Here is a 19,275-nt window from a genome sequence, read left to right on the forward strand (position 1 = left end):
CACCGACGACGCCATGTTCCGGCATGGCATTCTGCAAGCCATGACCTCAAGGATGCGAACCATGCGACACCCTTCCCGGCCGTTCGCCATTGCGGCGGCCACCCTGTTGCTCGCCGCCTGCCAGGCGGCCCAGGCGCCGGCGCCGCAGACGTCCGAACGCAGCTACGGCGCGCTGCGCTTCCACCCGTGCACGCTGACCAATCCGGTGGCTTCCAATAACGTGCCGGCGCAGTGCACGCGCATGGCGCTGGCCGAGAATCCGGCGGCGCCGAACGGCCGCAAGATCGAGCTCAACATCGCCTGGCTGCCGATCACCGGGGAAGGCGGCAGCGACCCGGACCCGGTGTTCTTCCTGGCCGGCGGTCCCGGCCAGGCCGCCACCCAGGTCGCCAGCATCGTCGACATGGCGCTGCGCGAGACACGCAAGCGCCGCGACGTGTTCCTGATCGACCAGCGCGGCACCGGCCAGTCCAATCCGCTGAGCTGCCTGGGCCCGGACGGGAAGGAACTACCGCTGGCCGATCCGGTGCGCGCGCCCACCGCCGCCGAACTGGTCGACTACGCGCGGCGCTGCGCGCAGTCGCTGCAGGGCCGCGCCGACCCGCGCTACTACACCACCACCCAGGCGATCGGCGATCTGGACGCGGTGCGTGCCGCGCTGGGCGTGGACAAGATCAATTTGATCGGCGGCTCCTACGGCACCCGCGTCGCCCAGCAGTACGCGCGTCGCTATGCACCGCACGTGCGCAGCGTGGTCATCGATGGCGTGGCGCCGAACGACCTGGTGGTCGGCGGCGAGTTCGCCAACACCTTCGAGGATGCGATCGCCCTGCAGGCCGAGCAATGCAAGGCCGACGTGGCCTGCGCCAAGCGCTTCCCCACCGATACCCGCGCGCAGCTGCGGGCCGTGGTGGAGCGCCTGCGGCAGGCGCCGGTGGAGGTGGACTACCGCGATCCGGCCAGCGGCCAGAGCCGCCACGATCGCGTCACCGCCGACACCGTCACCAGCCTGGCGTTCTCGTTCTCCTACGCGCCGCAGACCGCGTCGCTGTTGCCGCTGGTGCTGGACGAGGCCGCCAACGGCCGTTACGGGCCGTTGATGTCGCTGGCAAAGATGATGGGCGGGCAGCTGGACGGGCAGATGAATCGCGGCATGCAGTGGTCGGTGATCTGTGCCGAGGACGCCGACCGCTATCGCGCGCCGCAGACGCACGACACGCTGCTCGGCCCGGAGGTGGCGCAGATGTTCTTCGCCGCCTGCCCGGCCTGGCCGACCGGCACCCGCCCGGCCGACTTCACCGCGCCGTTCACCTCCAATCTGCCGGTGCTGCTGACCTCGGGCCAGCTGGATCCGGTGACGCCGCCGCGCTACGCCGAGCGCGTGCTGAAGGGCCTGCCCAACGGCCGCCACCTGGTGGTGCGCGGTCAGGGCCACGGCACCATGACCCTGGGCTGCATGCCCAAGCTGCTCGGCCAGTTCTTCGAGACCGCCGACGCCAAGCGCCTCGATGCCACCTGCCTGGACGCGATGAGCGGCGTGCCGGCCTTCACTTCATTCAACGGATGGGAACCATGAGCTGCGCATCGTTCGACAGGGAGGGGCGCGCATGATCGTCGCCGACAATCTGCACAAGGCATTCAAGACCCGCGCCGGTACCGTGCAGGCGGTGCAGGGGGTCAGCTTCCAGGCCGCCGACGGCCAGATCACCGGCCTGCTCGGTCCCAACGGCGCCGGCAAGACCACCACCTTGCGCATGCTGTACACGTTGATGGCGCCGGACCAGGGCCAGGTGCGCGTGGACGGCGTCGACGTGGGCCAGGATCCGATGGCGGTGCGGCGCGCGCTGGGCGTGCTGCCGGATGCGCGCGGCGTGTACAAGCGACTGACCGCGCGCGAGAACATCGCCTACTTCGGCGAGCTGCACGGGCTGTCGTCGGCACGCATCGCCGAGCGCACCCGGCTGCTGTCCAAGGCGCTGGACATGGACGACATCCTCGACCGCCAGACCGAAGGCTTCAGCCAGGGCCAGCGCACCAAGACCGCGATCGCCCGCGCGCTGGTCCACGACCCGCGCAACGTGATCCTGGACGAGCCCACCAACGGCCTGGACGTGATGACCACGCGCGCGCTGCGCGGCTTCCTGCGCGAGCTGCGCGAGGAAGGACGCTGCGTGATCTTCTCCAGCCACATCATGCAGGAGGTGGCGGCGTTGTGCGATCGCATCGTCATCATCGCCAAGGGCACGGTGGTGGCCGCCGGCACCGCCGACGAACTGCGCGCCCTCACCGGCGAACCCAATCTGGAAGACGCCTTCGTCAAGGCGATCGGCAGCGACGAGGGACTGCACGCATGAGCCTGCTCCGTACTGTATTCACCGTGATGCGCAAGGAATTGCGCGACCTTTCGCGCGATCGCCGCACCCTGGCGCTGGCCTTGCTGCTGGGCCCGCTGCTGTACCCGGCGTTGATCCTGGGCATGGGCGCGCTGGCCGAGAGCCGCGTGCGCACCCAGATCGACAAGCCGCTGGACATTCCGGTGATCGGCCGCGAACGCGCGCCGAACCTGGTCGCCTTCCTCGCCGCGCAGGGCCTGAACGCGGTCGCGCCGCCGAAGGACCTGACCGGAGCGATCCGCAGCCAGGACGTGGATCTTGCGCTGAAGATCGACGAGGACTACGCCAGCGCCTGGCACGAAGGGCGCCCGGCGCTGGTGGAGATCATCAAGGACAGCACCCGCCGCGACGCCGACATCCCGACCCAGCGGGTGCAGGCCGCGTTGAGCATGTACGGCCAGCAGGTCGGTGCCTTGCGCCTGCTGGCGCGCGGCATCGATTCGCAGGTGTCGCGACCGCTCGACGTGGCGTTGCAGGACCTGGCCACGCCCGAGGCCAAGCGCGGCGCATTGCTGGCGATGCTGCTGCCGGTGTTGCTGACCATCACCTCGTTCATCGGCGGTGCCTACCTGATCCTCGACGCCACCGCCGGCGAACGCGAGCGGCAATCGCTGGAGCCGCTGTTGGCCACGCCGGCCTCGCGCAGCGCCATCGTCAGCGGCAAGATCGCCGCGGCGTGCGTGGTCGGCCTGGTGTCGCTGCTGCTGACCCTGCTCGCGTTCAAGCTCAGCGCGCAGGTGGCCAGCGGCATCGGCCGCCAGCTCAACGTCAGTTTCGTGGCGATGCTGCAGATGCTGTTCGTGCTGCTGCCGATGCTGTTCATCGGCACCTCGCTGCTGACCTATCTGGCAGCCTCGGCCAAGAGCATGAAGGAAGCGCAGAGCCACATGACCTGGCTGATGCTGCTGCCGATGCTGCCCGGCTATGCGTTGATGGTGTATCCGCTGAAGACCACGCTGTGGCAGTTCGCGGTGCCGTTCCTGGCGCAGAACCAGATGCTGATGAAGATCATCCGCCGCGAAACGATCGATCCGCAGATCTGGGCGGTGTACCTGCTCACCGGCTTCGGCCTGGCCGCGGTGCTGTGGCTGGCGGCGGTGCGCCGCTACCGGCGGGAGCAGTTGGCGATCTCCAGCTGAGCAGGAGGCAGCGCGCGGGCTGGCCCGCGCGCTGCATGCCCGTCGTCGCGACGCCGCGCAAGGAATGCGATCGTGATGCACACTGCCTGCACGCGCGGCGGATGCGTCCGCCTTTTCGACGTCCCTCCGCAGCGAGCCTTGCATGTCTCCCGATCCACGCGTTGACACCGGAGTGACCGCGACCGCGGGCACGCGCCTGCTGGTACTGGGCCAGGCCCGCATCCTGCAGCCGGGGAGGGTGCGCTGGTTGCGGGCGGTGGCCTGGGCAATCGCGTTGCTCGCGCTGATGGTGGTCGTGGCAACGGCGGTGCCGCTGCTGTGCGCCAGGCTGCTTCCGCCGGGTGCAGAGCGCATCGCGCCATATGCCACGGCATTGACGGCCGCCATCCTCTACGCAGTGGCGGTCCGCCTGGGCGAGCGGCGCTGGCCGGCAGAACTCGCCTGGCGCGCGGCGCCGTCGCAGTTGGCCATTGGCCTGTTGCTGGGCGCGGCGATGTTCGCGGCGGTGATGGCGCTCATGGCGGCCTTCGGCGTGTACGCGCTCCGCTGGAGCGGGCCGGCGCCGGCGTGGGGCGCGCTCGGCAAGGCGCTGCAGGCCGGCGTGGTGGAGGAGCTGATGCTGCGCGCGATCCTGCTGCGGCTGCTGTGGCGCGCGTTCGGGCCATGGCTGGCGTTTGCACTGTCGGCGGCGCTGTTCGGCCTGGCCCATCTCGGCAATCCGAACGCGAGCGTGTTCGCCGCGCTCTGCATTGCGGCGGAGGCGGGCATCATGCTGGGCGCCTTCTACGTGCTCACCGGCCGGCTCTGGGTCTCCATCGGCGTGCATGCGGCCTGGAACTTCACCCAGGGCTATCTGTTCGGCGCGGCGGTGTCGGGGACCGACATGGGGCCGGCGATCGCGCGCAGCACGGCGCAGGCCGGGGTGCCGGACTGGCTGAGTGGGGGCGCGTTCGGACCGGAGGCCTCGCTGCCGGGCCTGCTGGTATGCACGGTGGTGGGCGCGATCGCGACCTGGGTGGCCTGGCGCAAGGGGCGCTTCGGCACGTCGGCTCGCAATGCGGGCATGACACCGACGTCCTGATCGTTCTGATCGACGTGTTGCGGTCGGCGCCAGGTTGCGCCGAGGCGTTCGCTGCGCGCCCGGCCACTGCCGGGCACGCGTGGTGTTGCGAGGCTCAGCCGCCGGGATTGAACGCCAGTGTGCGGCGGGTGGTCACCGGCGCGCCGACCGGTTCGAAGCGCCAGCGCTTGGTGGCGTTCAGCGCCTCGCGGTCGAACACCCGCGGCGGCGTGGAGCGCAGCACGCGGGCATTGGTGACCGCGCCGTCGGTACCCACGGTGATCTCCACCAGCACTTCGCCGGCCGTGCCCGAGCGCAGCGCTTCGGGCGGGTAGCGCGGGGCCGGGGTGCTGATCGGACGCAGGGTCTGTGCCGTGGCCGCCGGTGCGGCCGCGGGCGCGGCAGCCGGTGCCGGCGTCGGTTGCGCGGTGGCGGCGGGCGTGGCGGGACGCGCAGCGGCCTGGCGTTCGGCTTCCTGGCGTGCGCTCTCGCGGCGCGCGGCTTCCTGCTGTGCGGCGATCTGCTGCGCCGCCTGCGCCTCGCTGGCCTGCTGCTGCGCCTGCTTCTGTTGCTCGGCCGCCAGCTTGGCCTTCTGCTCGGCGTCTTTCTTGGCCTTGTCGGTCTCGTCCTGGCCGCGCTGGGCCACGGCCTCCATGCCCTTGCTCACGCCCTGCTTGAGCCGCGGCAGGGCCGGCGCCTGCGGGTCCATCTTCTCGATCAGGCCGATCAGGCGCTGCGCTTCCGGGAAATCCTCGCGGTTGATGCTCTGCTCGGCGGCGATCAGCGTGTACGGCATCAGGTCGGTCAGCGCGCTCTTGACCCCGGCGTCGTCCGGCTGCTTGTCGCGCAGCGCCAGGTAGTACTCGACCGCGTTGTTGCCGGCCGGCGCGTACATGCGGTTCTCGCGCAGCGCCTGGCTGGCCGAGTCGTGCAACTGTTCGGTGCCCATCGACTGCACCTTGGCCGAGACCGCCGGCGTTGCCGGTGCATTGGCCGCGGTAGTGGCCGGTGCGGCGCTGGGTGGCGCGGCCTCCTCCTGCTTGGAGCAGGCCGCCAGCGCGGCCAGCAACAGGACGGGCGCGACACGGCGCGCCTTGGCGAGTGTGGTGAGTTGCGACATGCGTCCCCCTGAATCCCCGGTGTTGGCAATCAACGATGCGACGGCGGTGCGTTCGCGGTGCTGCGGCCCCCATGCCGCCAGCGCACCCCATCGGTCAATCTAGCATCCGCGGCCGCCGCGTGCGTGGCAGCCGCTGCCATGCGGCAAAAAGCGTGACGCTGCGCGCGTCGGTCAGTGTGCCGGCCGCGCCGGCGCTGACGCGGACATGATCCGGTCGGTCCAGGCGATGCCGATCGCGGACAGGATGAAGATGCCATGGATGATGGTCTGCCACAGCACGCCGGTGGCGGTCAGCGTCGCGCAGCTCTTCAGGTCCACCGTGCCCACGGCGCTGGCCAGTTGCTCCGGCGAGCACATCGGCATGCCGCCGAGCGCGCCGACCGCGATGAAGGTCTTGAGCAGGTGGATCGAGGAGATGCCGATGATCGACAGCGCCAGCTTGACCTTGAGCACGCTGGCGTTGACGTGGCTCAGCCACTCCGGCTGGTCCGGGTGGCCTTCCAGGCCCAGCCGCGACACGAAGGTCTCGTAGCCGCCGACGATCACCATCACCAGCAGGTTGGAGATCATCACCACGTCGATCAGGCCGAGCACGATCAGCATGATCTGCTGTTCGCCCAGGCGCGGCGCCTCGTGGATCAGGTGCCACAGCTCCTTGCCGAACAGGAACACGTAGACGCCCTGGGCCACGATCAGTCCCAGGTACAGCGGCAACTGCAGCCAGCGCGAGGCGAAGATCAGGTTGGACAGGGGATGCAGGCGGGGCCGCTCGGGAGTCATGGTGTGGTCTGGAATGCTGCGTTGCGGGAGCGGCCAGGGTACCCGGCCGGCGGTGACACTGCCAAGCCGGGGGGCGCCGCTACACTCGAAGGTCCCTGTCCCGGAGCGCCGCCATGATCGATTTCTACTACTGGCCCACCCCCAATGGCCACAAGGTCGCCCTGTTTCTCGAGGAGGCCGGGCTGGACTACACGCTCAAGCCGGTCAACATCGGCGCAGGCGAGCAGTTCGCGCCCGCATTCCTGGCGATCTCGCCGAACAACAAGATGCCGGCCATCGTCGACCATGCTCCGGCCGACGGTGGCGCGCCGCAGAGCGTGTTCGAGTCCGGCGCCATCCTGCTGTACCTGGCCGAGAAGACCGGCCGCTTCCTGCCGGCCGATCCGCGCGGGCGCGTGGTCGCGTTGGAGTGGCTGTTCTGGCAGATGGCCGGCCTCGGCCCGATGACCGGGCAGATGGGCCACTTCAACGTCTATGCGCCGGAGAAGATCGGCTATGCGATCGAGCGCTACGGCAATGAGGTGCGGCGCCTGCACGGTGTGCTGGACAAGCGTCTGGCGCACAGCGCCTACCTGGCCGGCGACGACTACGGCATTGCCGACATGGCCAGCTACCCGTGGATCGAGGTGTACCCCGGCCTGACCCCCGACTACGCCGCCTTCCCGCACCTCAAGCGCTGGCACGACGCCATCGCCGCACGCCCGGCCACCCAGCGCGCCTACGCATTGAAGGAGCAGGTGAACCCGAACGCCGGCAAGCCGCTCAGCGACGCCGAGCGCAAGCACCTGTTCGGGCAGCGCTGAGCCGGCGCGCTTCTCAAATCCCGGGCGCACGCGCATCATCCGTGCGCTCGGTGCTCCATCAGGAACCTTCATGCGCTCTCTGTTCGCCGCTCTCGCCCTCATGCTCGCCACGCCCATCGTTCCCGCCCACGCCGAGAAACTGACCCTGGAGGCCATCACCGGCAGCAAGCCGCTGTCCGGGCCGACCCTGATGAAGCCCAAGGTGGCGCCGGACGGCTCGCGGGTGACCTTCCTGCGCGGCAAGGACAGCGACCGCAACCAATTGGATCTGTGGGAATACGACATCGCCAGCGGGCAGACCCGCATGCTGGTGGATTCCAAGCTGGTGCTGCCCGGTACCGAGACCCTGAGCGACGAGGAGAAGGCGCGCCGCGAGCGCCAGCGCATCGCCGCCTACACCGGCATCGTCGAATACCAGTGGGCGCCGGACGCGCAGGCGTTGCTGTTCCCGCTCGGCGGCGAGTTGTACCTGTACGACCTGCGCAAGACCGGCAGCGCCGCGGTGCGCAAGCTGACCCACGGCGAAGGCTTCGTCACCGATCCGAAGATCTCGCCCAAGGGCGGCTACGTCAGCTTCGTGCGCGGGCGCAACCTGTGGGTGATCGACCTGGCCAGCGGCCAGCAGCACCAGCTCACCCGCGACGGCAGCGAGACCATCGGCAACGGTGTGGCCGAGTTCGTCGCCGACGAGGAAATGGACCGCCACACCGGCTACTGGTGGGCACCGGACGATTCGGCGATCGCCTTCGCGCGCATCGACGAAACCGAGGTGCCGGTGCAGAAGCGCCCGGAGGTCTATGCCGACCATACCGAGGTGGTGGAGCAGCGCTATCCGCAGGCCGGCCAGCCCAACGTGAAGGTCCAGCTCGGCACGATCGCATCGCGCGCCGGCGCGCAGCCGCAGTGGATCGACCTGGGCAAGAACCCGGACATCTACCTGGCGCGGGTGGACTGGCGCGATCCGCAGCGGCTGACCTTCCAGCGCCAGTCGCGCGATCAGAAGCGCCTGGAGCTGATCGAGGCGACCCTGGCCAACGGCAAGCAGCGCGTGCTGATCACCGAGACCAGCCCGACCTGGGTGCCGCTCACCTACGACCTGCACTTCCTCAAGGACGGGCGCTTCGTCTGGGGCTCGGAGCGCAGCGGCTACGAACATCTGTACCTGGCCTCGGAAGACGGCCGCACGCTGCGTCCGCTGACCCAGGGCGAGTGGGTGGTGGACGAATTGCTGGCGGTGGACGAGGCCGCCGGCAAGGTCTATTTCTCCGCGACCAAGGAGTCGCCGACCCAGACCCAGCTCTACGCGGTGCCGCTGGCCGGCGGCGCCATCGAAAAGCTGTCCAAGCCCAACGGCACGCATGCCGCCAGCTTCGCCAAGAACGCCAGTGTCTATGTCGACAGCTGGTCCAACACCACCACGCCGCCGCAGATCGAGCTGTTCCGCGCCAATGGCGAAAAGATCGCCACCCTGCTGGTCAACGACCTGGCCGATCCGCAGCATCCCTATGCGGCCTACCGCGAGGCGCAGCGTCCGGTCGAGTTCGGCACCATGACCGCCGCCGACGGCAAGACCCAACTGCACTATCGGCTGATGAAGCCGGACGGGTTCGATCCGGGCAAGCGCTATCCGGTGGTGGTCTACGTGTACGGCGGCCCGGCCGCGCAGACCGTGGTCGACGGCTGGCCAGGTCGCGGCGATGCGCTGTTCGACCAGTACCTGGCCCAGCACGGCTATGTGGTGTTCTCGCTGGACAACCGCGGTACGCCGCGCCGCGGCCGCGATTTCGGCGGTGCGCTGTACCAGCACCAGGGCACCGTGGAAGTGGACGACCAGTTGCGCGGCGTGGCCTGGCTGAAGGCGCAGCCGTGGGTGGATGCGACGCGCATCGGCGTGTACGGCTGGTCCAACGGCGGCTACATGACCCTGATGCTGCTGGCCAAGCACAGCGAGGCCTATGCCTGCGGTGCCGCCGGCGCGCCGGTCACCGACTGGGGCCTGTACGACAGCCACTACACCGAGCGCTACATGAACCTGCCCAAGGCCAATCCCGACGGCTACCGCGACAGCCGCGTGGCCGCGCACCTGGACGGGCTGACCTCGCAACTGCTGTTGCTGCACGGCATGGCCGACGACAACGTGCTGTTCACCAATTCCACCTCGCTGATGAGCGAATTGCAGAAGCGCGGCAAGCTGTTCGAGCTGATGACCTATCCGGGCGCCAAGCACGGCCTGTCCGGCAGCAACGCACTGCATCGCTATCGCACCACCGAAGCGTTCCTGGCGCGCTGCCTGAAGCCCTGAGCGCGCCGTTTCGTATCTTCGATTTCGCACGACGAAGGAGTGACGTCATGTCGAGTCCGCCGCCGCTGCCCGGCACGCCCGGTCCCACCTCCACCACGGCGCTGCCACCGGTCAAGCGCGGCTGGTGGGCGCGCCACTGGAAGTGGGCGGTGCCGCTGATCGTGCTCGTGCTCGGCGCCCTGCTGCTGGCGTCGATCGTGGTGTTCGTGCTCGGCATCGCGCGCGTCACCAAGTCGTCCGAGCCGTACCGGGTCGGCGTGATGGCCGCACAACACGATCCGCGCGTGGCGGCCGCGCTGGGCGCGCCGATCAAGGACGGCATCATGCCCAGCGGCAGCTTCAACAGCAGCGGCGGTGGAAGCGGCAATGCCGAGCTGAGCGTGTCGCTGCACGGCAGCCGCGCCAACGGCACCCTCTACATCGAAGCCGAGCGTCATGCTGGCGAGTGGCACTACACCACCTTGCAGGTACTGCCGGATGCGGGCGAGGCGATCCCGCTGCTCGATGCGCTCGGGCAGGGCGACGAGGCCGACGACGAGGAGGCGGATGGCATGGCGGTCGAGGCGCCGCCGGTGCCCGCAACGAACGCAGACCACGCCACGTCGGCCGAGGACGCCGCAACCAAGTAAGCGGCGGCGAACGTTCTCTGCCGTCTTTGTCGTTGCGAGGTGCATGGCGCCATGGGCGTGGGACCGTTGTATCGCCCGTGTCCGCAGTGATGCACTCCGAATTGCCATCACTGCACGCGCGCTGCGCCGGCTGCAATGCAGGACCGCCCATATGCTGCACCGCCGCGTGGTGGCGGCCATGACCTCCGGCAGATGGCCGATCGGCCTGCGCCGCGTACCGTCCTGACATCATCTGTCGGAGCTGCGCCATGAAGCCACGTGTCCTTGCCATCGCCCTGACCCTGGCGCTGGCGGCGCCTTTGCCGTTCCAGGCGCTGGCGGCTCCGGCCGCACCGCCCGTTGCAGCGGCGAAGCGTGCGCCGGCCTGGGTGGAGCGCAGCAATGCGTTTGCGCAGATCCTGCTGCAGGCGCAGGCGCCGTTCCAGGCCGAGGAAGTGAGCTTCTTCGGCGTGCCCGGATTCGACGACCAGGTCTCCGATTTCGGTCCCGACAACGCGCGGCGTTTCCGCGAGGCCACCGCTGCCGCGCGCCACACGCTGCAGGAAAAGCTGCAGGTGGAGCGCGATCCGAACGTGCGCCAGGATCTGACAATCCTGATCCACGCCGCCGATCAGTCCATCGAAGGCAGCACGCTCAACGAGCGCTTGCTGCTGCCCTGGACGGATGCGCCGCAGCACGTGTTCGGCGGCATCAACAATCTTTTGTCCGAGCAGGTGCCGGCGGCGCGGCGCGCCAAGGCGCTGCTGCGGCTGCAGCGCTACGTCGGCCTGGCGCCGGGCAGTACCTCCAGCCTGCTGCTGGCGCGGCAACGCTACGAAGAAAAGCGTGCTGATGGCAGCCTGCTGCAGCCGACCAAGCGCGAGGTCGAACAGGCCTTGAGCAACGTCGAGACCTACGCCAAGGGCATCCGCGCGCTGTTTGCCGAGTACAAGATCGCCGGCGCAGACGCGGCGCTGGCGGCGATGGACCGGCAGTTCCAGGACTACGCCACCTGGACGCGCACGGTGGTGCTGCCGCAGGCGCGCGAGGATGCGCGCCTGCCGCCAGAGCTGTATGCGTTCCAGCTCAAGCAGGTGGGCATCGACATCGCACCGCAGGTGCTGATGCAGCGCGCGCAGCTGGAGTTCATGGAAACCCGCGCGACGATGCAGCAGCTGGCGCCGCTGGTGGCCGCGGCCAAGGGCCTGCGCGGCGACGATGCCCGCGACTACCGCACAGTGCTGCGCGCGCTCAAGCGCGACACCATCCCCGACGACAAGCTCGAGGCGCACTACCGCAGCGTCATCGACCGCATCGATCCGATCATCCGCCAGCAGCGCATCGTCGACGTGCCGCAGCGGCCGATGCAGATGCGCCTGGGCTCGCCGGCCGAAAGCGCCGCGCAACCGGCGCCGCATTTCCGCCCGGCACCGCTGGTCGGCAACACCGGCGAGCAGGGCACCTTCGTGCTGCCGCTGGGCAATCCGGACAGCGCCGGCAAGGGCGAGCACTACGACGACTTCAACTTCGGTGCGGCGGCGTGGACGCTGAGCGCGCACGAGGGCCGGCCCGGCCACGAACTGCAGTTCACTGCCATGGTCGAGCGCGGCGTGTCGCTGGCGCGCAGCCTGTTCGCGTTCAACTCGGTCAACGTGGAAGGCTGGGCGCTGTACGCCGAGGCCGAGATGGTGCCGTACGAACCGCTGGACGGGCAGTTGGTCGCCCTGCAGTTCCGCCTGCTGCGCGCGGCGCGAGCCATGCTCGACCCGATGCTCAACCTCGGCCTGATCGACCGCGAGCGTGCGCGCCTGGTGCTGGAGAACGAGGTCGGCCTGTCGCCGGCGATGGCGCGGCAGGAACTGGACCGCTACATGGTGCGCGCGCCTGGCCAGGCCGGCAGCTACTTCTACGGCTACAGCCGCATCCTGGAACTGCGCATGCGCACCGAACTGGCGCTGGGCGCCAAGTTCGACCGGCTGAAGTTCAACAACTTCCTGCTGGACCAGGGGCTGCTGCCGCCGGACCAGCTGCAGACGGAGGTGGAGACGCAGTTCATTGGACAAAGCGCCGGTAGCCACCAGCGCTGAGATAACCTCTCTTGGGGGCGCATCGCGTGACCGTAACGAGCACGCGATGCGCAAGCCCTCCGGCGGCGGCTCAGTGCTTGAAGGGCACCAGTTCGGGAGGCTTCTGGCCCTTCCACTTCCCTTCTTTAAACGCCCCCGGGCAGATGTCCCTGTATTGGGCGAGCGCGGCAATGGCTGTCAACGTCCATCCCACGCAGTGATTGGTCGTTGTCGGCGTTGGATAGGGGCAATACGGCGACACCGGCTCCCAACTCCCCGAGATGGGGTCAACCGGCTTCCAGTTGTAATCAGGAATGTCGCAGCCCTTCGAACAGAAGAGGAAAGGGTCGTCCATCCGGCAGACCAGGGTCTGATGAGGCGTCGATGCGCTCGCGCTGGCCGGCAGCCCGGCAGCGGCGATCAATGTCCATATCCAGCGTTTCATAACCATTCCTTCTGTCAATGACGGTGTCCACCGAATACCCGGGCCGACCAGCTGGCAGCATCTTCGGACGGTGCGCGCCAGGAGCATTGCGCCGCCACCCCAGCCCGGAAATTGTAGCCCGGGCAGTAGCTTACCAGGGGCCTGGGGCGCGCAACACCGCGAGCAGTGGCCCCTGCTGCGTACAGCACCGGCCCTAGCCGCACGGCTGGAACGACGTGGACACGCCCAGGCATCAACCGATCGCAGCGGTCGCAGGCGCGGTCAGCGTCCCTGGGGCAGTGCAGCCCCAGGCGGGGTGACAGACTGCCCCTCCGCTGGCGTCTGCGCCCCCGGCGGTACCCAGATCGCCATGCCGGCGGCGCGCTTCTGCGTGGTGGGGATGCCGATGCCCAGGCCGCCGCCGACGTGGCCGCCGTAGCTGCCCGCGCCGACCGACAGGCCGCCGCCGGAGCGTTGCGAACCCACACCCATCAGTACCACGCCATTGGCGCCGAGCTTGGCCGCGTCGCGCTTGAGCCGGGCCACCGCCGCGTCGGTCTGGCCCTGGGTGCCGAAGCCGGCCGCGCTGGAGGATTCGAGCTGGGCGATATCCACCGCGCCCGGCGGCGGCGCGGAGTAGATCTGCACCAGTGCCGGGTCGATCGGCGGGCGCGCCGCACCGACCATCACCTTGGAGGAACTGGCGCAGCCGGCCAGGGCCAGCAGCAGCGCCAGCGGCAACAACGGTCGGATGTTCATGGCCTTACCCCCGTGTTCGGATCTCACGCGATCATAGGCGGGCCGGGTGAATCGCGCCGAACCCGGCGCCGCCACCCTGGCAGGGCCGCCGTGATCCCCGTGCCAAGAGTCGGGGAGGCCGGGAGGGCAGCACGCCGCCGCGTTGTGCAGCGGCAGGAGCGTCAGTGCTCGTAGGGCACGCTTTCCGGACGCCGGCTCGGGTCCGTCCACTCGCCTTGCTTGACGGCGGCAGGGCAGATGTCTTCGTACTGCTTCACGGCCACGATCGCGGTGGGCGTCCACGCGCCGCAGTGCGAGCCGTGCTTGCAGCAGCGGACCGGACTGGGCTGCAAGCAATATCCGGGGTCTGCCTGCCAGGAGCCGCTGATCGGGTCGACCGGGCTCCAGTTCTTGTCCACGCCCTTGCAGCCTTGGGTGCAGAACACGAAGGGGTCGTTATCGCGGCACACGAGCTTCTTGTAGACGGGTGCGGCGATGGCGGGGAACGACAGCAGGCAGATCGCGAAAATACATATCCAGCGCTTCATGGGCTGCTCCTAGATGAAGACGGTCCAGGGTTTCCGTCCAGCATTAAGACGATCCAGTGCGCGCCTCCCCTACCGGATTGCCTGGGTGCTCGGTGTGCGCCGTGACCGTGGATCGGCCGCCATCCGTTGGTCGGATGACAGCGCAGTCCTGTTGCAGCACCTGACACAGGTACGCCGGTCGCCGTAGTTGGTCCTGTCGATGCGCGGCGCGTCTTGGCGTGTCTTCAACACTTCTGGGGCCGCTGTCGCCCCCCGGCTCCCGGCGACGTCCAGATCGCCACGCCCGCTGCGCATCCGCGTGATGGGGCACCAGTGCTCAGGCCGGCGCCGACGTGGCCGCCAGCGCTGCCCGCGCCGACCGACAGGCTGCTGCCGCAGCGCTCCGCGTCTACACCCTTCAAGTCCACGCCATTGGTGCCGAGCTTGGCCGCTTCGCGCTTGCGCCGCGCAACCGGGCTTCGGTTCGGTACCGCGTGTGCCGAAATCGGCCGCGTTGGCGTCATCCAGTTGGGCCATCGACCGCCTCCGGCGCCGGCCCCGAATAGACCTGCGCCAGCGCCGCACCGGCCGGCGGTCGCGCCGCGCCGGGCTGCGCAGTGCGCTATGGTGCAGGCTGACATTCGCATGGAGGCCGGCATGGGCCTGATCAGTCTGCTGTGGGGCATCGTGGCGTTGCTGTGGATGATCCTGGCCTTCATCCCGCTGCTCGGCTGGGGCAACTGGTTCCTGATCCCGTTCGCCGCGGTCGGCGCGCTGATCGCCGCGATCGGGTTGCTGTTCACCGCGGCACCCAACCGTGGCCGCGCCAAGACCGGCTTGATGCTCAATGCGCTCGTGATCGTGGTCGGGGTGATCCGGCTGAGCCTGGGAGGCGGGGTGATCTGACGCGCGTGCCGGGCGACCGGCATGCTGTGTTGCAACATCCTGCGCTGCCTGCCGCGCCGGCGGGAGTAACATACCCAGCCGACGGCGCCCGTGCGCGGGCCGCCTTGCGTTCACGCCGGTGCCGGCGGCGCGGCCCGGGTGCCTGGCGGCCTCGGACCGTGCGACTGGCGCGGCCTCCCAGATCCGCCCACCCAGGAGCCTGCACGTGGCCCATCCCCACTATCGTCCCCGGCGCATGCGCCGCGATGCCTTTTCGCGCCGCCTGATGCGCGAACACACCCTCACCGTCGACGACCTGATCTGGCCGGTGTTCGTGCACGATGTGCCCGGCCGCACGCCGATCGCTTCCATGCCCGGCGTGGAGCGGCTGTCGATCGAGGAACTGCTGAAGGAGGCCGAGGCGGCGCTGGAGCTGGGCATCCCGGTCATCGACCTGTTCCCGGTGATCGACCCGACCGGCAAGTCGCTGGACGCGGCAGAGGCCTGGAACCCGGACGGCCTGGCGCAACGCGCGGTGCGCGCGCTGAAGACGCGCTTCCCGGAGCTGGGAGTGATGACCGACGTGGCGCTGGATCCGTACACCAGCCATGGCCAGGACGGCATCATCGACGACCGCGGCTACGTGCTCAACGACATCACCGTCGAGGCGCTGGTGCAGCAGTCGCTGTCGCATGCGCAGGCCGGCGTGGACATCGTCTCGCCGTCGGACATGATGGACGGGCGCATCGGCGCGATCCGCCGCGCGCTGGATGCCGACGAGCACCTGCACGTGCGCATCATGGCGTACTCGGCCAAGTACGCCTCGGCGTTCTATGGCCCCTTCCGCGAGGCGGTGGGTAGCGCGGGCAACCTCGGCAAGGCCGACAAGACCACCTACCAGATGGACCCGGCCAACGGCGACGAGGCCTTGCGCGAGATCGCCCTGGACCTGGAAGAGGGTGCGGACATGGTGATGGTCAAGCCCGGCATGCCCTACCTGGACGTGGTGCGGCGGGTGAAGGACGAATTCCGCGTGCCCACCTTCGCCTACCAGGTCAGCGGCGAATACGCGATGCTCAAGGCGGCGATCGGCAACGGCTGGCTGGACGAACGCGCCTGCGTGCTGGAGTCGCTGATGGCGTTCAAGCGCGCCGGCGCCGACGGCGTGCTGACCTACTTCGCGCCGCAGGTGGCGCGCTGGCTGCGCGAGGCGCGCTGAGTCAGCGTCTCTCTCTGTCTGTTAGAGCCACCTCAGTCGCGACGTAGCCTTCGAAAAGCGTCGCGACTGAAGTCGCTCCTACACAGCCGCGATCTTGCGATCCATCTGCGTGGATCTCGTAGGAGCGGCTTCAGCCGCGACCGGGCTTTCCCGTTGCAGCCGGGTCGTGGTTGAAGCCGCACCCGCGCACGCGTCCGCACTACGCCGATGACGTCGCCGCCGGCAAACAACCCAGCCCACGCAGCGTTGCCTCCACCGCCACGTCCAGCGGCGTGTGCGGTTCTTCGCCAAGCAACTCCAGCAGCCGCGCATTGCGCATGCGTAGCGGGTGCCGCCACAGCGGGCGCATCTCGTGCAGTTCGCGCGCCAGCGGCCAGAACGGCTGGGCCAGGGTCAGCAGCGGCCACGGGAAGCGGCGCGTGCGTGGCGACGCCAGGCCATGGCGTTGCGCGACCCGCGCGATCGCCGCCGCCATCTGCGTGCCGTCGGCGTCCCAATGCCCGTCCATGTGCAGGCGGGCGAAGGGCGGCAGACGCGTGCGCTGTTGCAGCAGCGCCAGCATGGTCCGCGCCACATCGGGCACGTAGGCCCATTGGTGGCCGACGCCTGGAGCGCCCGGCAGGGTCACCGTCGCGACCGGCCGTCCCGGCCGCACCAGCCCCTGCGCGAACCAGCTGTTGCCCACGCGCGGGCCGAAGAAGTCGCCGGCACGTACCACGATCGCCCGCGCGCCCTGCGCGGTTGCGGCCTGCAGGCGCCGCTCCAGTTCCACCCGGATCGCACCCTTGCGGGTGAGCGGATGCTGCGGCGCGTCTTCGTCCGGCGCCGGATAGGCATCCGGGCCGTAGTTGTAGACCGTGCCCGGCAGGACCACGGTGGCGCGCTCGGCGATGGCCGCGGCGAGGGTGTTGTCGATCATCGGCAGCACCAGCTCCGACCAGCGCCGGTAACCGGGCGGATTGACCGCATGCACGATCACCGCGCAGCCCTGCGCGGCCTGCAGCACGTCGGCCCGTTGCAGCGCATCGCCGCGGCGCCAGTGGATGCCGTCGCGCTCCTCGCTGGAGTGGGCGAGGCCGCGCTGCAGGGCGCGCACCTGCCAGCCGGCGTCGCGCAACTGCCGCGCCAGTTCGCCGCCGATACCGCCGCTGGCGCCCAGCACCAGGGCCGTGGAAGAAGATGGGGACATGACAGCGCTCCGTTGAGGTCGGCGGTCAGTGTCGGTGCCGGTACCGCTGAAGAAAATTGGCGAATGTCGCCGACCGGCTATACATTTCTGTATGGACAACACGATCGGCTGGGAACTCTACCGGTCCTTCCTGGCAGTGCTGGAGGAGGGCTCGCTGTCGGCGGCGGCACGCGCGCTGGGTCTGACCCAGCCTACCGTCGGCCGCCACGTGGCGGCGCTGGAACAGGCGCTGGCGGTGCCGCTGTTCGTGCGCTCGCAGACCGGCCTGCTGCCCACCGATGCGGCCCTGGCCTTGCGTGGCCATGCGCAGGCGATGGCCAGCCTGGCCGCGTCGCTGCAGCGCGCGGCGGGCCGCCATGGCGATGCGGTGCGCGGGACGGTACGCATCGCCGCCAGCGAGGTGATCGGTGCGGAAGTGTTGCCGCCGGTGCTGGCGGCCCTGCGCCGCGCACATCCGCAGCTGCGGATGGAACTTGTGCTGAGCAACCGGATGCAGGACCTGCTGCACCGCGAGGCCGACGTGGCGGTGCGCATGAGCCGGCCGACCCAGGACGTACTGGTCGCGCGTCACGTCGGTGCGGTGGCGGTGGCGCTGTTCGCGCACCAGGACTACGTGGACCGGCACGGCCTGCCGCAGGCCATGGAGGAACTGCCGCAGCACGCGCTGATCGGCTTCGATGCGGAGACGCCTTTCCTGCGCGCGGCGCGCAGCGGCCTGCCGCTGTGGCGGCGCGAGGCGTTCGCGTTGCGCGCCGACAGCGACTTGGCGCAACTGGCATTGCTGCGTGCCGGCTGTGGCATCGGCTTCTGCCAGGTCGCGCTGGCGCGGCGCACGCCGGCACTGGTGCCGGTGCTGCCAAAGCAGGTGAATGTCGGCCTGGATAGCTGGATCGTGATGCACCAGGACGTGCGCGGCAGCGCGGCCTGCAGCGCGGTGTTCGCGGCGCTGGTCGAGGCGATGACGGCGCACACCGCCTGAGGTGCGCGCGCTTGCAGTGGCGGCCGGTTTGCGCATTCGCGCATCCGGCCGCCCCGACCCGGGCAGGGTGTCAGGACGCTGTTACGAATCCCGAATCCCCACTCCCGAATCCCGAATCCCCGCCTTACGGCAGCGTCAGCGCGATCGGATTCGCCTTCATGCTGGCGCTGATCGCCGGGAACGGATCCACGCCGGCCATGGTGATGACGTCGTTGATCGACACCACGTCGCAGTTGATGGTGCTGTCGTTGACGCACATGTAGGCGGCCGCGCCATTGCCCGGCTCGTACACCGCCTTCCACACGTAGTTCGGCACCTGCACGTTGTCGGCGCCGATGCTGCTGCGCGTGCCGCTGTCGAAGGCCGGGCCGGTGACCACGTAGACCTCGCCGCGCTGCTTGGCGAGCTGGCGCACCTGCTCCTCGATCCGCGCCCACTCGCCGGTGTTGAGCTTGTGGTCCTGCGGGACCACGTTGGCCATCGAGAAGGTTTCCTTCTCCGAGTTGGTGGTCGAGGCGTCGCCGGCCGGGGTCATGTGGCCGCGGTCGAAGCCGGAGTTGGTGTAGTCCGAGGTGTGCGAGCGGTCGGCGGCCGGGATGCCGGTCTCGTCATGGAAGGAGCCGACGCGGCCGATCGATTCGGCGCCGGCGACCTGCTGATCGGTGATGTGTTCGGCCGAGTACAGCGGACCCTTGGTCACGCCCGAGGCCATCAACACGTATTCGGTATGGCAGACCTCGGTGGTGCGGCTGGTGATCGACGTGTCGAGCGTCGGTGCCTTGCCGCCGGTGTAGAGCGTGGGGCAGCTGGTGGCGGCGCTTGCCGCCTGGGCGGCGAACAGGGCAAGCAGGGCAAGACAACCGCGCAGGGAGACGGACATTGCAGGAACCTCGGCTGGTCAGGGGAGTGAAGAAACTGGCGAGGTTCGGTGTCCGTCAGATGACCATTGGATGTGTGGCAAATGGCAACTGCGCCGCTGGTCACGCTTGGCGGTAGACGCCGCGCCACGGCGGTCAATCGCATGCGATAAGCGTTCTCATTTA

18 protein-coding genes are annotated in these 19,275 nt (G+C 69.3%); 11 read left to right on the top strand and 7 right to left on the bottom strand.

Annotation, left to right across the window (positions count from 1 at the left end; all coding sequences use genetic code 11):
• The first annotated feature begins 61 nt into the window (after positions 1 to 61).
• The 4 genes from FHR66_RS15135 (at position 62) to FHR66_RS15150 (ending at position 4,613) form a co-directional block, all read left to right on the top strand.
• On the top strand, positions 62 to 1,576 hold the full coding sequence (locus tag FHR66_RS15135; protein WP_160964496.1) for an alpha/beta fold hydrolase: 1,515 nt from the start codon (positions 62 to 64) through the stop codon (positions 1,574 to 1,576).
• A 31-nt stretch (positions 1,577 to 1,607) separates the two neighbouring features.
• Positions 1,608 to 2,354, top strand: coding sequence for an ABC transporter ATP-binding protein (locus tag FHR66_RS15140; protein ID WP_160964494.1), 747 nt, complete (start codon positions 1,608 to 1,610; stop codon positions 2,352 to 2,354).
• Entirely contained in the window at positions 2,351 to 3,532 is a 1,182-nt protein-coding gene (locus FHR66_RS15145) for an ABC transporter permease (protein WP_167087907.1), read from the top strand. Before FHR66_RS15140 ends, FHR66_RS15145 begins: the two co-directional genes overlap by 4 nt.
• A 172-nt stretch (positions 3,533 to 3,704) precedes the next feature.
• Positions 3,705 to 4,613: a CPBP family intramembrane glutamic endopeptidase gene (locus tag FHR66_RS15150; RefSeq protein WP_456361766.1), complete on the top strand. Its 909-nt coding sequence runs from the start codon at positions 3,705 to 3,707 to the stop codon at positions 4,611 to 4,613.
• A 94-nt stretch (positions 4,614 to 4,707) separates the two neighbouring features.
• Here the strand turns inward: FHR66_RS15150 and FHR66_RS15155 are convergent, their stop codons facing one another.
• The gene (locus FHR66_RS15155) at positions 4,708 to 5,712 is read right to left on the bottom strand and encodes an energy transducer TonB (protein WP_160964488.1); all 1,005 of its coding nucleotides are present in this window, start codon (positions 5,710 to 5,712) and stop codon (positions 4,708 to 4,710) included.
• A gap of 171 nt (positions 5,713 to 5,883) precedes the next feature.
• Positions 5,884 to 6,492, bottom strand: a complete 609-nt coding sequence (locus FHR66_RS15160; RefSeq protein ID WP_160963228.1) for a TIGR00645 family protein — start codon at positions 6,490 to 6,492, stop codon at positions 5,884 to 5,886.
• A 113-nt stretch (positions 6,493 to 6,605) separates the two neighbouring features.
• On the opposite strand from FHR66_RS15160, the gene FHR66_RS15165 reads away from it, so the two are divergent.
• From FHR66_RS15165 to FHR66_RS15180, 4 genes are all read left to right on the top strand, one after another.
• Positions 6,606 to 7,295, top strand: a complete 690-nt coding sequence (locus FHR66_RS15165; RefSeq protein ID WP_160964486.1) for a glutathione binding-like protein — start codon at positions 6,606 to 6,608, stop codon at positions 7,293 to 7,295.
• Positions 7,296 to 7,365: 70 nt separating this feature from the next.
• The gene (locus FHR66_RS15170) at positions 7,366 to 9,597 is read left to right on the top strand and encodes a S9 family peptidase (RefSeq protein WP_160964484.1); all 2,232 of its coding nucleotides are present in this window, start codon (positions 7,366 to 7,368) and stop codon (positions 9,595 to 9,597) included.
• Positions 9,598 to 9,644: 47 nt separating this feature from the next.
• Positions 9,645 to 10,226: a cytochrome c oxidase assembly factor Coa1 family protein gene (locus FHR66_RS15175; protein WP_160964482.1), complete on the top strand. Its 582-nt coding sequence runs from the start codon at positions 9,645 to 9,647 to the stop codon at positions 10,224 to 10,226.
• Positions 10,227 to 10,474: 248 nt separating this feature from the next.
• A complete protein-coding gene (locus FHR66_RS15180; RefSeq protein WP_160964480.1) occupies positions 10,475 to 12,292 on the top strand; it encodes a DUF885 domain-containing protein in 1,818 nt (605 codons plus the stop codon).
• A gap of 70 nt (positions 12,293 to 12,362) precedes the next feature.
• Here the strand turns inward: FHR66_RS15180 and FHR66_RS15185 are convergent, their stop codons facing one another.
• From FHR66_RS15185 to FHR66_RS15195, 3 genes are all read right to left on the bottom strand, one after another.
• Positions 12,363 to 12,716 carry a hypothetical protein gene (locus FHR66_RS15185; protein ID WP_160964478.1) on the bottom strand — a complete coding sequence of 118 codons (354 nt, stop codon included), beginning with the start codon at positions 12,714 to 12,716 and terminating at the stop codon, positions 12,363 to 12,365.
• Positions 12,717 to 12,977: 261 nt separating this feature from the next.
• On the bottom strand, positions 12,978 to 13,454 hold the full coding sequence (locus FHR66_RS15190; RefSeq protein WP_160964476.1) for a hypothetical protein: 477 nt from the start codon (positions 13,452 to 13,454) through the stop codon (positions 12,978 to 12,980).
• Between the two features lie 161 nt (positions 13,455 to 13,615).
• The gene (locus tag FHR66_RS15195) at positions 13,616 to 13,981 is read right to left on the bottom strand and encodes a hypothetical protein (protein WP_160964474.1); all 366 of its coding nucleotides are present in this window, start codon (positions 13,979 to 13,981) and stop codon (positions 13,616 to 13,618) included.
• A 636-nt stretch (positions 13,982 to 14,617) separates the two neighbouring features.
• Between FHR66_RS15195 and FHR66_RS15200 the strand changes: the two genes are divergently transcribed.
• Together FHR66_RS15200 and hemB are read left to right on the top strand one after the other, a co-directional pair.
• On the top strand, positions 14,618 to 14,866 hold the full coding sequence (locus FHR66_RS15200) for a hypothetical protein (RefSeq protein WP_010340624.1): 249 nt from the start codon (positions 14,618 to 14,620) through the stop codon (positions 14,864 to 14,866).
• Between the two features lie 205 nt (positions 14,867 to 15,071).
• A complete protein-coding gene (hemB, locus tag FHR66_RS15205; protein WP_160964472.1) occupies positions 15,072 to 16,064 on the top strand; it encodes a porphobilinogen synthase in 993 nt (330 codons plus the stop codon).
• Positions 16,065 to 16,263: 199 nt separating this feature from the next.
• Here hemB and FHR66_RS15210 read toward each other — a convergent pair whose 3' ends face one another.
• A complete protein-coding gene (locus tag FHR66_RS15210; protein ID WP_167087911.1) occupies positions 16,264 to 17,253 on the bottom strand; it encodes an NAD-dependent epimerase/dehydratase family protein in 990 nt (329 codons plus the stop codon).
• A 91-nt stretch (positions 17,254 to 17,344) separates the two neighbouring features.
• Between FHR66_RS15210 and FHR66_RS15215 the strand changes: the two genes are divergently transcribed.
• The gene (locus FHR66_RS15215; RefSeq protein WP_160964470.1) at positions 17,345 to 18,232 is read left to right on the top strand and encodes a LysR family transcriptional regulator; all 888 of its coding nucleotides are present in this window, start codon (positions 17,345 to 17,347) and stop codon (positions 18,230 to 18,232) included.
• Positions 18,233 to 18,356: 124 nt separating this feature from the next.
• On the opposite strand, the gene FHR66_RS15220 is transcribed toward FHR66_RS15215, so the two are convergent.
• The gene (locus FHR66_RS15220; RefSeq protein ID WP_160964468.1) at positions 18,357 to 19,112 is read right to left on the bottom strand and encodes a DNA/RNA non-specific endonuclease; all 756 of its coding nucleotides are present in this window, start codon (positions 19,110 to 19,112) and stop codon (positions 18,357 to 18,359) included.
• Positions 19,113 to 19,275 lie beyond the last annotated feature (163 nt).

The sequence above is a fragment of the Xanthomonas sp. F4 genome (assembly GCF_011761895.1).

Coding starts and splice junctions, on each gene's coding strand:
- FHR66_RS15165 (WP_160964486.1), top strand. CDS start 6,606: ATGATCGATTTCTACTACTGGCCCACCCCCAATGGCCACAAGGTCGCC.
- FHR66_RS15210 (WP_167087911.1), bottom strand. CDS start 17,253: ATGTCCCCATCTTCTTCCACGGCCCTGGTGCTGGGCGCCAGCGGCGGT.
- FHR66_RS15195 (WP_160964474.1), bottom strand. CDS start 13,981: ATGAAGCGCTGGATATGTATTTTCGCGATCTGCCTGCTGTCGTTCCCC.
- FHR66_RS15215 (WP_160964470.1), top strand. CDS start 17,345: ATGGACAACACGATCGGCTGGGAACTCTACCGGTCCTTCCTGGCAGTG.
- FHR66_RS15180 (WP_160964480.1), top strand. CDS start 10,475: ATGAAGCCACGTGTCCTTGCCATCGCCCTGACCCTGGCGCTGGCGGCG.
- FHR66_RS15155 (WP_160964488.1), bottom strand. CDS start 5,712: ATGTCGCAACTCACCACACTCGCCAAGGCGCGCCGTGTCGCGCCCGTC.
- FHR66_RS15135 (WP_160964496.1), top strand. CDS start 62: ATGCGACACCCTTCCCGGCCGTTCGCCATTGCGGCGGCCACCCTGTTG.
- FHR66_RS15200 (WP_010340624.1), top strand. CDS start 14,618: ATGGGCCTGATCAGTCTGCTGTGGGGCATCGTGGCGTTGCTGTGGATG.
- FHR66_RS15145 (WP_167087907.1), top strand. CDS start 2,351: ATGAGCCTGCTCCGTACTGTATTCACCGTGATGCGCAAGGAATTGCGC.
- FHR66_RS15220 (WP_160964468.1), bottom strand. CDS start 19,112: ATGTCCGTCTCCCTGCGCGGTTGTCTTGCCCTGCTTGCCCTGTTCGCC.
- FHR66_RS15175 (WP_160964482.1), top strand. CDS start 9,645: ATGTCGAGTCCGCCGCCGCTGCCCGGCACGCCCGGTCCCACCTCCACC.
- FHR66_RS15185 (WP_160964478.1), bottom strand. CDS start 12,716: ATGAAACGCTGGATATGGACATTGATCGCCGCTGCCGGGCTGCCGGCC.
- FHR66_RS15160 (WP_160963228.1), bottom strand. CDS start 6,492: ATGACTCCCGAGCGGCCCCGCCTGCATCCCCTGTCCAACCTGATCTTC.
- FHR66_RS15190 (WP_160964476.1), bottom strand. CDS start 13,454: ATGAACATCCGACCGTTGTTGCCGCTGGCGCTGCTGCTGGCCCTGGCC.
- FHR66_RS15140 (WP_160964494.1), top strand. CDS start 1,608: ATGATCGTCGCCGACAATCTGCACAAGGCATTCAAGACCCGCGCCGGT.
- FHR66_RS15170 (WP_160964484.1), top strand. CDS start 7,366: ATGCGCTCTCTGTTCGCCGCTCTCGCCCTCATGCTCGCCACGCCCATC.